Genomic DNA, 12,043 nt, shown 5'->3' on the forward strand with positions numbered 1-12,043 from the left:
TTGTGCTCTATCTCGCAAATTTTGCACGTCACCCTGCGCTTTTCAACCGGCAAAAGCCACCTTTAAAAGCAAGAAAATTCTTAGATAAAACCCTGTATTAGATGCGGTTAACTTTTGTTAGTAGCTTGTTTTTACATTGTTAATGACGCGATTAACGATCAAATCCTGTCCCTTTCCTTGCGATTATTCCTAACAAGATCCTCTATGGTTAAATTGGCTTAACTAAAAATGAGGTTGCCATGAATACCTTTCGGTTATTTTTGATCGTAGGAATGTTGTTTTCATGGACGGCAGTGAGTCATGCAGGAGTGGCCGGCGGGGTAATTCGCTTCGTCGGTTCTATCGTTGAAAGTCCTTGCACGGTCAATATTGCAGATTCTAAGGCGAATACGCAATGTTACCGCAACGGCCAGCGTTATCAGGCCCAGCAAGCGTTGTCAGGTTTTGATGCTACACGCAAAGAACTTCCGCTAAATCTAGGCACAACCGAAATGAAGTGGGTAGACCAACAGAAAAAACTTGCTGTTATGACGGTCGTTTATCGTTAAGTCGTTCCGCCATGCCGGCGTAACGTTACGCCGGCATGGTTATTCTCGGCCCTGCAGGCTCCTCACCGCATCACCCACTCCTTCACCGTTTCACGCGCCCCGCGATCGCGCAGGGACAAATAGGCTTGCGTTACCGCTTCGGTAAACGCCGCATGCGCCGCCAGCGTTTCGCCGAACACTGATTTCAGCGCCAGCAACGCCGTTACGCGTCGCCGATCGTCCGTTGTGGCGGCGATCGTCTGTTGCAACACGTCTGCCAGCGGATCGCGAATGTCGATCGGCTGACCGGCGTCATCGACGCCGCCGACGTAACGCATCCAGCCCGCCACGCCCAGCGCCAGCCCGCTATAGTCACCGCCGTGCCGCAGATGCCAGCGCACCGCGTCCAGCAGGCGCTGCGGCAGCTTCTGCGAGCCGTCCATGGCGATCTGCCAGGTGAGGTGTTGCAGCGCCGGATTGTTGAAGCGCGCGATAAGCTGTGCGGCGTAGTCGGCCAGACTGATGCCGGTGACGCTCAGCGTCGGGGCCTGTTCGTCCAGCATCAACCGCAGGGCGGCGCGGCGGTAGTGCTCATCCGCCATGCACTCGTTGATATAGCGGTAGCCGCCCAGGTAACCGAGGTAAGCCAGGAATGAGTGGCTGCCGTTCAGCATGCGCAGCTTCATGTGTTCAAACGGCAGTACATCGCTGACCAGTTGGACGCCGGCCTGCTCCCACGCCGGGCGTCCGGCGATAAAGTTGTCTTCCACCACCCATTGGATGAAGGGCTCGCAGGCGATGGCGCATTCGTCGCGCACGCCGCCCAGCGCGGCGGCGATCTCATCCAGCATGGCCGGCGTGGCGGCCGGCACGATGCGATCCACCATGGTGCAGGGGAAGGTGGCGGCGGTGGCGATCCAGTCGGCGAGTGCCGGATCCCGCGCCTGCGCCAAATCGAGCACCGCCCGGCGCAGCACGTGGCCGTTCTCCGGAATATTGTCGCAGGAGAGCAGGGAGAAGGCGGGCAGGCCGCGTTCGCGCCGCAGCCGCAGCGCTTCCACCAAAATGCCCGGCACGGTCTGCGGCTGATGCGGCCACGCCAGATCGGCGACGATCCCCGAATGCTGTCGATCCAGCCGCCCGCTGCCGGGCTCGATGCAATAGCCTTTTTCGGTGATGGTCATCGAAACGATCGCCACCTGCGGCTCGGCCAGCTTCTCCAGCACCGCGGCGATGCCTTCCAGCTTGCGATGCAGGCTCTCATGCACCGCACCGACCACGATGGCCTGATGGCCGTCCGCGCCTTTCTCCAGCACGCTGTACAGATGATCCTGTTGCCGCAGCGCCTCAAACAGCGGCACGCCGCCGGAAAGACTGATTTCGCAAATGCCCCAATCGCCGCCTTGGGCGTTCAGCACCCGATCGGTCAGCAGCGCCTGATGCGCGCGGTGGAACGCGCCGAAGCCAAGGTGCACGATGCGGCTGCGCAGGGCCCGGCGGTCATAGTCCGGCTGCCGGACGGCGCTCGGCAGCGGGGTGTTGGCAATCGTTTTCATCTCATCTCCAAAACGGGTAAGACAGCTGGCGGGCCACTTGCGCCAAGTTAGCAGACCAGTTTTCCGCCGCGCAGGCAGGGTGGCACCGGTGATAAAAAACTGCGACCAGTGTAAGGATGTCGGCCAGTTAAAGGAATTGGTCAGTCCAAAATAAGCCAGAATCGTGAAGTGGATCAACCAATGAGGGGTTCGGTTTTGACAGCGCAGGGCGAAAGAGTAAGTTAAAGATAACTGACATCTAAATTAAACTGGTATAACAGCATTGCGGTGCGAGACAGGCATAAGGACAAAACATGGAACAAACATGGCGTTGGTATGGCCCGAACGATCCGGTTTCTTTGGACGATGTGCGTCAGGCCGGGGCGACCGGGGTGGTGACGGCGCTGCATCATATCGCGAACGGTGAAGTCTGGCCGATCGACGAAATCCGCGCGCGGCAGGCGCTGTTGGCGGAAAAGGGGCTGGTGTGGTCGGTGGTGGAGAGCGTGCCGGTACATGAGGAGATCAAAACCCACAGCGGCGACTGGCGGCGGTACATCGCCAATTACCAGCAGTCGCTGCGCAACCTGGCGGCCTGCGGCATCGACACCGTCTGCTACAACTTCATGCCGATCCTCGACTGGACGCGCACCGATCTGGCCTATCCGCTGCCGGACGGTTCCAAAGCGCTGCGTTTCGATCAGATAGCCTTCGCCGCGTTCGAGCTGCATATCCTGCAGCGCGCCGGCGCCGAGGCGGACTATACGCCGCAAGAACGCAGCCAGGCGGCGGCCCGTTTCGCCGCCATGAGCGAGGAGGAGAAAGCCACGCTGACCGGCAACATCATCGCCGGGCTGCCGGGGGCGGAAGAGGGCTACACGCTGGAACAGTTTCGCCGCCGGTTGGCGGAATACGACGGCATCGACAAGGCGCAACTGCGCGAAAACATGGCGGTCTTTCTGCGCGCCATCGTGCCGGTGGCGGAAGAGGCCGGCATCCGGCTGGCGGTGCACCCCGACGATCCGCCGCGGCCGATCCTCGGCCTGCCGCGCATCGTCTCCACGATTGAAGACATGCAGTGGCTGAAGCAGACCGTCGACAGCATTTATAACGGCTTCACCCTATGCACCGGTTCATACGGCGTGCGCGCCGATAACGATCTGGTGCGGATGATTGAGACCTTCGGCGATCGCATTCACTTTACCCACCTGCGCGCCACCTGCCGCGAGGAGAACCCGAAAAGCTTCCACGAAGGGGCACACCTGCAGGGCGATGTGGACATGGTGGCGGTGATCGAAGCGATCCTGACCGAAGAGCTGCGTCGGCAACGGGCAGGCGATCGGCGGCCGATCCCGATGCGCCCCGATCATGGGCATCAGATGCTGGACGATTTGAAAAAGAAAACCAATCCGGGCTATTCGGCCATCGGGCGGTTGAAAGGGCTGGCGGAGCTGCGCGGCGTCGAGCTGGCGCTCAAGCGGCGCTTTTTCCCGGAATTGCCGTAGCGGAAAAGGGAACGGGGCCGAGACTCGGCCCCGCTGGCGTCGACTAGTCGGCGCGGCTCATGTAGCGGCGTTCGGCGATATGAATGCGAATCTTGTCGCCGGCGCTGAGGTATTCCGGCACGTGGATCACCAGGCCGGTCGCCATGGTGGCCGGTTTGTTGCGGGCGCTGGCGGAAGCGCCTTTGATGCCCGGCGCGGTCTCGACGATTTCCATATCCACGGTCTGCGGCAGCTCCAGCGCCAGCACCTGGCCGTCCAGCGTCAGCACCTGCATGCCCGGCAGACCGCCTTCCGGAATGAACAGCAGCTCGTCTTCGATCTGGTCTTTCTTGAAGATGTACGGCGTGTAGTCTTCGTCATCCATGAACACGTATTCTTCGCCGTCGATATAGGAGAAGTTCACCTTGCGGCGCGACAGGGAAATGGTGTCCAGGATATCGTCGCCCTTGAAGCGTTCTTCCACTTTCAGGCCGGTGCGCACGTCGGAGAAGCGCATTTTGTACAGGGTGCTGGCGCCGCGGGCGCTCGGGCTCTGCACGTCGATATCTTTTACCAGCAGCAGTTTGCCGTTGTAGCTGATCGCCATGCCGCGCTTAATTTCGTTAGCTCTTGCCATTTCAATTCATCCGCAATGAAGAGTATTAGAGAAGTTGCGACAAGGTACTCGCGCCGCTGATTTCAGGCAATAGCCCGGCGTAAAAACAGTGCGGGAAAGGGAGAGCAGATGCTCTCCCTTCGGGGATTAGTGAAAGACCGGCAGCAGACCGAACAGCGACAGAATATGCGCGGTGGCGTTGATCAGCCCGAACAGGATGACGAACAGGATCACGCCGTTGCCGCCCGGTGCGCGGTATCCCGCCTGCGGATAGCGGCGGCGGCTGGCGCGCGCCATCAGCGCCGGCACGATCACTGCCCAAATGGTGGCCGCCAGCCCGGCGAAGCCGATGGCGTACAGGAAACCGTTCGGGAACAGCAGCGCGGCCAGGGTCGGCGGCACAAAGGTCACCAGCGCGGTCTTGCTGCGTCCGACGGCGTCGTCCTTGAACTTGCAGAAGTCCGCCAGGTAATCGAACAGGCCCAGCGACACGCCGAGGAACGAGCTGGCCAGCGCCATATAGGAGAAGGCGTTCAGCAGTTGGCTGACGGTCTGGCTGCTGGAGACGTTGCCCATTTGCTTGAGCAGGCTGCCGATATTGCCGCCCTCGGCGATCACCTGCTTGAAGGCGTCGCGCGCGATATTGCCCTGAATCACATACTGCCACAGGATGTAGATCGCCAGCGCCAGCAGGGTGCCGTACACCAGGCTGCGCACCACGGAGCCGCTGTCCTTGTGGTAGTACTTCACCAGCCCGGGAATGTTGCCGTGGTAACCGAACGAGGTCAGCAGGTAAGGCAGCGCCGCCAGGGCGTAAGGCAGATAGCTGGCCTGATCATCGCCGGTGTTGAACAGCACCGCAGGCTGCACATGGGTGAACATGTCGCCCACCGACATCACGAAGGTGATCACCATACCGCCGATCAGAATGGTGCTCAGGCGATCGACCGCGCGGGTGGAGAGCCAGACGATAAACGCCACGACCAGCGCGAATACCAGGCCGGCGGTGGTCTGGCCGACGCCGACGATGCCCTCCAGCGTATGCGCGATAATCGAGCCGCCGGCGGAGATATAGGCGTAGGTCAGGATGTACAGCACGAACGCCACCGACAGGCCGTTCACGGCGTTCCAGCCTTTACCCAGCAGATCCTTGACCATGGTGTTGAAGCTGGCGCCGCTCGGATAGTGCAGCGTGGCTTCGAGGATCATCAGGCCGGAAAGCAACATGCAGGCCCAGGTATACACCAGCAGCGCGACGGAGCCGCTGAACCAGACACCGGAAGTGACGATCGGAATGGAAAACATGCCGGCGCCAACGGCGGTTCCGGCAATGATCATCGCGCCGCCGAGGACGGAAGGGCGGGCCAGCTTCTGGATGGTGTCCGTAGACATGCGTGCTCCTGATGGAAGAGGTTCTTTTGTACTAGCTCAATGGTACATGGGTGTATGGCGCATGTAAAGCGGGGTAATTGCACGTTTCACGCGTTTTTGTCTTTAAATCAAGGTGTGTTGGGCGTTTATTCGCCATAGGATGACGCCGGCCGGCGCAGGGCGATGAGTGTAAAGATCGCCGGGGCGCAGGGATTCTGCTGGCGGCCGCCGCGCACGGCTGCTATTGTCGCGCTTCTTTTCCCCAGCCCACCAGGAGTAGCGCTGATGGACTGTCGCAGCGACTGCGGCGCCTGCTGTATCGCGCCGTCAATATCCAGCCCGATCCCCGGCATGCCGAACGGCAAGCCCGCCAATACCCGCTGCATTCACCTGGATGAGCAGCTGCGCTGCGGCCTGTTTCATTCGCCGCTGCGGCCGAAAGTGTGCGGCAACCTGCAGCCGAGCCGCGACATGTGCCACGATCACCGCGATCAGGCGCTGATTTATCTCGCCAGGCTGGAAGCGGACACCGCGCCCTAAGCGTCTTTCAACCGCCACAGGCACAGCGTGGCCCCCACCGTCATCGCCAGCGCGGCGTAAAACACCGCATGGTAGTTCCAGATTTCCGCCACCGCGCCGGCGATCGAGCCGGCGATGATCCAGCCCACCCGGGTGGTGTTGGTGAACAGCGTGGTGGCCGCGCCGGCCTGGCCGGGCATCAAATCCTGAAAATAGAGCATGCCGATCCCCGCCAGCACGCCGATAAACGCCGCATTCAGCAGCTGCAGGGCGATGAGCTGCCAGCTGCCGGTGATAAACAGCAGGCCGCAGTAGAACAGCACGCCGGCGACCACTGCCCCGCGCATCAGGCGGCGTTTGCCGCAGCGCTTCGCCGCCAGGCCGGCGAGCAGCATGACCGGGATCTCCAGCCCGGCGGCGGCGCCCATCAATATCCCGGCCAGCCGCTCCGGCAGCCGCAGCTCGTGCACCACGTACAGCGGCATGTTGATCAGGTACATGCTGTTGGCGGTCCACATCAGGGTGCAGGCGACGAACAGCAGCAGCGAATCGCGGCGGTGCTGCCGCGGTGCGGCCAGGGGCGCGTTCGTCGCCGCGGTTTTCGGCATCGAGGGCAGCCGTTTCCACACCAGCAGGCCGCACAGCACAAAGGCCGCCGCGCCCGCCAGATACATGGCCTTAAAGCCGAAGCCCAACGCCAGCGCGAAGGCGATCGGCGGGCCAATGACCCAGGCCAGGGAGACCTGGGCGCGCATGATGGAGGTGAACATCACCGCCTCGCGGCCGGTACGGTCGGCATGCTCACGCGCCAGCGCAAACATCTGCGGGTTGGCGGTGGAGCCGAAGCTGGTAAGCACCACGCCGACGATCAGCAGCAGATAGTAGTTGCGGCTCCAGGCGAACAGCGTGAACCCCAGCGCACCCAGCATGCAGCAGAGGAAGATCAGCGATTTGCGGTCGCCTTGTTTATCCGAACGGCCGGCGAGAAACTGGCTGACCAGAATGCCGATCACCGCGCTGCCGGTAAAGAACAGCCCGACCAGCGCCGGCCGTACCTTGACCTCGGTTTCCAGAAACAGGCTCAGCGTCGGGGTTTGCAGGGCGCCGGCGATGCCGGTCAGGAACGCCACCGCCAAAAAGGCCAGCGAAGTGAGATCGGGCGCGCGTCGCGTTACTGCGGATGAAGTCGGCATGGTGGTTGAGAATTCGTCGAAAAAGGAAGGTCGCGCGCATCATACGCCCGTTGAAATGAAACGCAAACCGCTCCCTTGCGGTGAAGGGTAAACGGATATGTCGCGCGGCGACGAGAAAAAAGGGGCGCGTCGCGCCCCCCAGACCGTTGACAAAGGAGGAAAAAACGTGGTTTTTCCTCCTTTGTGGTCATCAGCCGAAAATCAATTTATTGATTTTCCCTGTTTGTTATCCGCTGCTTTCTGCAAACCGGGCAATGACATGAGGTTTGTCATCAACCTCAGGGGCGCGTCGCGCCCCTTTGCTTGCCGGTAAATCAGGCGCCTTGCGGTACCGCGTGCGCGGTATTTTTCAATACCGGCCCCCGATACTTCTCGATCTGCAGCTGCGCCATCTGCCCGCAGTTGCCCTGCGCCAGGCTGGAAGAGCCGATGTCGAAGGTCAGGCAGTTGACGTTGCCGTTCTTGCACAGCGAGCCGGGCTGCGCCGGATCGGCCGGATCGAACCAGGCGCCTTCGCTGATGCGCACCACGCCCGGTCGCACGTCTTCGCTGACCACCGCGCCCACCAGGATCTGGCCACGATCGTTGAACGCCCGCACCAGATCGCCGCCGCTGATGCCGCGCTGCTGTGCGTCCTGCGGATGGATCAGGATAGCTTCACGATCCGCTACCGCGTATTTCTCGCGCAGCGGCGTGTTGTCGAGCTGAGAGTGCAGCCGGTTGGTCGGGTGCGCGGTATTGAGCGACAGCGGATATTTGGCCGCTTCCGGCCCGCGATACCACTCGTGCGGCGGCATCCAGGTCGGGATGCCGGGGCAATCCTCGTAATGCATTTTGGCGATGGCGTCGGAGTAGATCTCGATCTTGCCCGACGGCGTGCCCAGCGGGTTCAACAGCGGGTTGTCGCGATAGTCGGCGAAGCGCACCCACTGCGTGTTGGCCTCCGGCACCGGGAAGCGCACGTAGTTGTTGGATTGCCAGAACATGTCGAACGGCGGCAGCGCCACCCGGGCCGCGCGCGCCTGGTTCTTCATGTCGTCGTACATGCCTTTCAGCCACTGGGTTTCGTCCTTGCCCTCGGTAAAGGCCTCCTGCACGCCCAGCCTGGCCGCCATCGCCGAGAAGATGTCGAAGTCGCTGCGCGACTCGTGCTGCGGCGGCACGCATTGATGCATCGGGAACACATAGAGCTGCGAATAGTCGCCGCCCATTTCCAGATCGTTGCGCTCGTAGCTGGTGGTGGCCGGCAGCACGATGTCGGCATGCTTGGCGGTGGCGGTCCAGTAAGGCTCGTTGACCACGATGGTGTCCGGCCGCTGCCAGGCTTTGACCAGGTTATTGGTGTCCTGATGCTGGTGGAAGGTGTTGCCGCCCGCCACATACACCATTTTCACCTCAGGGTAAGTGACCTTGGCACCGTTGAAGTCGATGGTTTTGCCCGGATTGCTCAGGCATTCGGCGATGCGCGCCACCGGGATCGGCGCCGGGGAGTTCTTCGGCGCGTTGCCGGCGGAGATGCCGGCGATGATGCCGCCCTTGGCGGTCGGGCTGCCGCCGGAGGAATAGTGGTAGCTGAAGCCGAAGCCGCCGCCCGGCAGGCCGATCTGGCCGAGCATCGCCGCCACCGTCACCAGCAGCCAGTGCTGCTGTTCGCCGTGGTGCTGGCGCTGAATGCCCCAGCCGCCCATGATCATGGTGCGATGCTTCGCCATCTCGCGCGCCAGACCGCGCAGCGTGTCGGCATCGACGCCGCTGATGTCGGCCGCCCATTCGGCGGTTTTCGCCACGCCGTCGCTCTCGCCCAGCAGGTAGGCCTGGAACTTGTCGAAGCCGACGGTGTAGGTTTTCAGGAAATCCGGGTTATGCAGCTTCTCGGTCAGCAGCGTGTGGGCGATGCCGATCAGCATGGCGCCGTCGGTATAAGGACGCGGGGCGATCCACTGCGCATTGACGAACTTGGCGCTGTCGCTGTGCACCGGATCGATGCTGATCACCCGGGTGCCTTTCTTCTTCAGCGCCTCGAAGCCGGTCTGGCCGACGTGATCCGGCACGTTCCAGCTGTTTTTCAGCGTGACCATCGGGTTGCAGCCCCACAGGATCACCAGCTCGCTGTTCTCGATCACGTTCGGCCAGGCGGTCTGCTGTTCGTAGACCTCCATCGAACCGACCACGTGCGACATGATCACCTGCGCCGCGCCGGTGGAGTAGTCGCCGGCGTAGCCGAGGAAACCGCCGGTCAGGTTCATCAGGCGCTGCAGCAGCGTGCGGCTGTTGTGCAGCATGCCGACGCTTTTCCAGCCGTAGGAACCGGCGTAGATCGACTGCGGCCCGTGATCTTTTTGCAGGCGAACGATCTCATTGCACACCAGCTCGGTCGCTTTGTCCCAGCTGACGCGCACCCACTCGTCGCGGCCGCGCAGCTCGGTATGGCTGCCGGGGCCGCCTTCCAGCCAGCTTTTACGCACCATCGGGTATTTGATGCGGTTCTCGGCGTGCACCTGATAAGGCGCCATGGTGATCAGCTCATTCGGATACGGATCGTCCTGCACCGGCTGCACGCCGACCATCTTGCCGTCTTGCACGATGGCCTCGAATGCGCCCCAGTGGGCGCCGGTCAGAATGCCTTTTTGCGCCTGACGCAAGACGATGAATTGCGGCAGCGCTTCGCTGATGGCCTGCGCCAGCGCCGCTTTGGGCCATAAGCCTGCCAGCAGCGGGGCGGCGGCCAGCGCGGCGGCCCCGGTCAGGAAGCGGCGGCGGCTCATTGTTAACGGTTGTTGGTTGCTCATTGCGCTTCTCCCTTAAAGCTTGGCCGGTGCGGCAGATGGCATGTCGCTGGCGTGTTTTTGTACGTATTGCGTCAGCACGCGCAGCTGTTCCTGCGTCAGCGAGGTGCGCGGCGCCATGCCTTTGATGACGCCGATCCATTGGTTGGCGTTGAAGCGATCGAGCGCGGTCAGCCCGTGGCAACCGGTGCAGTTGGCCGACATCATGTCCGCGGCGTAGCGCCAGATTTTTTGCTGATCGTCAATCAACTGTTTACGCGGCAGCCACACCTGCAGAGAAACCTGATGCCAGACCAGGCCGGTTTCCGCATCGGTCTGGGTGGAGGCGGTCTTCAGCTGTTGGCGCGCGTCTTCACCCAGCAGCACGCTGAGGATGCGTTTGCCCTGCGCAGCGTAGAACACTTCGCTAACCCCGTCCTGCTGCCAGCCGCTGACGGTGGCCAGCACCTTGTCGCCCTCCTGCTTCACCACCTGCACTTCGGTGGACGGCATCAGGTTGCCGGCGTTATGGCTGTCATCCGCGCTGAGGAAGAACGGCTCGGTGGCGATGGTGTAAAGGGTGGTGGCGTCCGGTGCGGTCAGCGCCGCGGCCTTCGCCAGCTCGGCGGCGCCGGCCTGGGTTTCGCCGCTCATGTCCGGCAGGATGTGGGCCACGCCCTTATGGCAGTCGATGCAGGTCTCGCCCTGTTTGATCGCCACCGGGTGCTGCAGGCGCGCCTCAGGGCGCTGGGCGGTGATGTCCATGGCGTCGTAGCTGTGGCAGGAGCGGCAGGTGGCCGAGTCGTTCTCTTTCAGCGTTTTCCAGACTGACTGCGCCATCGCCAGCTTGTGCGCTTCGTATTTTTCCGGCGTATCGATGGTGCCGACCATCTCGCCGTAAATGTCTTTCACCGCGCGGATTTTGGTCCACAGGTAATCGATCGGCTGGTGCGGCACGTGGCAGTCGGCGCACTCGGCGCGGATGCCCTTGGTGTTTTGGAAGTGGACGCTGCCCTGATATTCGGCCAGCGGTTGTTGCATGGTGTGGCAGGAAACGCAGAAGGCGGTATCGCTGGTTTTATGGAAGACGGTGGCGGTCCCGGCCAACAGCGCCGCGCCGAGGATAATCCCCAGCAGCAAAAGCCATAGCCATCCCCACCGGCGCTTTTTTTCAAAGCCAGTCAGTTTTTTGCTCATGGTAAACCCGCTTATAATTATGAATTTAAAATAAAATCTTGCCAAAAGGCCGCCGACCGGAGGTCAGAATGCCACGTCGATTGCAGGGGTAATAATAGAAGAGGGTTAACCCCATAGGGTTATCCGTAGTCAAAAAAAGGGCATATATCGCAAAAAATAGCGTTATATTCTAATTTATATAGCGGTGGGGCAGTGCGGCAGGGGAGGCGAACGCAACACGCGCTCGCGATGGGTCAGGCCGTGGGCACATAGGCCTGGCCGCTCAGCCACAGGCGGATGGCGGTGCGGCTGGCTTCGAAATGCGGCTCCGGCAGGGCGTCTGGCGCGCACCAGCGCCATTCGGCGCACTTTTCAGGTTCTTTCAACTCGGCGCTGCCGCCGGGATGATCCACCTGCAGGCAAACAGACACCGTGTGTTTGCCTTCGGCGCGCCAGGTTTGCAGATTGTTGCTGACGCCCACGAAGCGCGGCGGGTCGATGAGCAACCCGGTCTCTTCGGCGATTTCGCGCTGGGCACACTGCTCGAAGGTTTCACCGGCCTCCAGATGCCCGCCGGGGATCGACCAAAAGGGCGCGTGCGGGCCGCAGCGTTTGCCCAACAAAATCTCGCCCTGCGGGTTGACGATGATCACCCCGACGCCCGTCACTACGTTCATGCTTTTCTCCGTCAGCAAAGTTTCAGCACAGTATGTCATTTTGCCCCGGCGCTGACCAATGCGCCGGCGAAAGTGTGCGTAAGCTCAAAAATCTGCAATGGCGAAAGGGAGAAAGCTTGCTTTCACCTTGCGCTGCTTACACACTCCTTGAAACGTTTCAGCGTTATCCGACCGCTTGTG

General features: G+C 61.7%; 11 protein-coding genes. 4 read left to right on the top strand and 7 right to left on the bottom strand.

Features of this window, described 5'->3' with window-relative positions; translation table 11 throughout:
• Nucleotides 1-239 precede the first annotated feature (239 nt).
• Nucleotides 240-548, top strand: a complete 309-nt coding sequence (locus AWX27_RS06210) for a type 1 fimbrial protein (protein ID WP_060420188.1) — start codon at nucleotides 240-242, stop codon at nucleotides 546-548.
• 62 nt (nucleotides 549-610) lie between these two features.
• Here AWX27_RS06210 and AWX27_RS06215 read toward each other — a convergent pair whose 3' ends face one another.
• On the bottom strand, nucleotides 611-2,083 hold the full coding sequence (locus AWX27_RS06215) for a mannitol dehydrogenase family protein (RefSeq protein ID WP_060420192.1): 1,473 nt from the start codon (nucleotides 2,081-2,083) through the stop codon (nucleotides 611-613).
• A gap of 293 nt (nucleotides 2,084-2,376) precedes the next feature.
• Here AWX27_RS06215 and uxuA point away from each other — a divergent pair, with 293 nt between their 5' ends.
• A complete protein-coding gene (gene uxuA, locus AWX27_RS06220) occupies nucleotides 2,377-3,567 on the top strand; it encodes a mannonate dehydratase (RefSeq protein WP_060420195.1) in 1,191 nt (396 codons plus the stop codon).
• Between the two features lie 43 nt (nucleotides 3,568-3,610).
• Here the strand turns inward: uxuA and yeiP are convergent, their stop codons facing one another.
• Both yeiP and mtr read right to left on the bottom strand, forming a co-directional pair.
• Nucleotides 3,611-4,183, bottom strand: coding sequence for an elongation factor P-like protein YeiP (yeiP, locus tag AWX27_RS06225; RefSeq protein WP_004935725.1), 573 nt, complete (start codon nucleotides 4,181-4,183; stop codon nucleotides 3,611-3,613).
• Between the two features lie 126 nt (nucleotides 4,184-4,309).
• A complete protein-coding gene (mtr, locus tag AWX27_RS06230; protein ID WP_060420197.1) occupies nucleotides 4,310-5,554 on the bottom strand; it encodes a tryptophan permease in 1,245 nt (414 codons plus the stop codon).
• A 264-nt stretch (nucleotides 5,555-5,818) separates the two neighbouring features.
• On the opposite strand from mtr, the gene AWX27_RS06235 reads away from it, so the two are divergent.
• Entirely contained in the window at nucleotides 5,819-6,073 is a 255-nt protein-coding gene (locus AWX27_RS06235; protein ID WP_060420200.1) for a YkgJ family cysteine cluster protein, read from the top strand.
• Here the strand turns inward: AWX27_RS06235 and AWX27_RS06240 are convergent.
• Nucleotides 6,070-7,245 carry a sugar efflux transporter gene (locus AWX27_RS06240; protein WP_060420204.1) on the bottom strand — a complete coding sequence of 392 codons (1,176 nt, stop codon included), beginning with the start codon at nucleotides 7,243-7,245 and terminating at the stop codon, nucleotides 6,070-6,072. The two genes, AWX27_RS06235 and AWX27_RS06240, sit on opposite strands and share 4 nt — an antisense overlap.
• A gap of 97 nt (nucleotides 7,246-7,342) precedes the next feature.
• On the opposite strand from AWX27_RS06240, the gene AWX27_RS25000 reads away from it, so the two are divergent.
• Nucleotides 7,343-7,558: a hypothetical protein gene (locus tag AWX27_RS25000; protein ID WP_154618174.1), complete on the top strand. Its 216-nt coding sequence runs from the start codon at nucleotides 7,343-7,345 to the stop codon at nucleotides 7,556-7,558.
• 1 nt (nucleotide 7,559) lies between these two features.
• On the opposite strand, the gene torA is transcribed toward AWX27_RS25000, so the two are convergent.
• From torA to AWX27_RS06255, 3 genes are all read right to left on the bottom strand, one after another.
• The gene (gene torA, locus AWX27_RS06245; RefSeq protein ID WP_060420207.1) at nucleotides 7,560-10,034 is read right to left on the bottom strand and encodes a trimethylamine-N-oxide reductase TorA; all 2,475 of its coding nucleotides are present in this window, start codon (nucleotides 10,032-10,034) and stop codon (nucleotides 7,560-7,562) included.
• A gap of 12 nt (nucleotides 10,035-10,046) precedes the next feature.
• Nucleotides 10,047-11,207: a NapC/NirT family cytochrome c gene (locus AWX27_RS06250; protein WP_060420210.1), complete on the bottom strand. Its 1,161-nt coding sequence runs from the start codon at nucleotides 11,205-11,207 to the stop codon at nucleotides 10,047-10,049.
• 233 nt (nucleotides 11,208-11,440) lie between these two features.
• Nucleotides 11,441-11,863: a nucleotide triphosphate diphosphatase NUDT15 gene (locus tag AWX27_RS06255; protein WP_046687518.1), complete on the bottom strand. Its 423-nt coding sequence runs from the start codon at nucleotides 11,861-11,863 to the stop codon at nucleotides 11,441-11,443.
• Nucleotides 11,864-12,043: the final 180 nt, after the last annotated feature.

Origin of the sequence: Serratia sp. 2880STDY5682894, assembly GCF_001537385.1 — a bacterium.
Classification (GTDB): Bacteria; Pseudomonadota; Gammaproteobacteria; order Enterobacterales; family Enterobacteriaceae; genus Serratia; species Serratia nevei.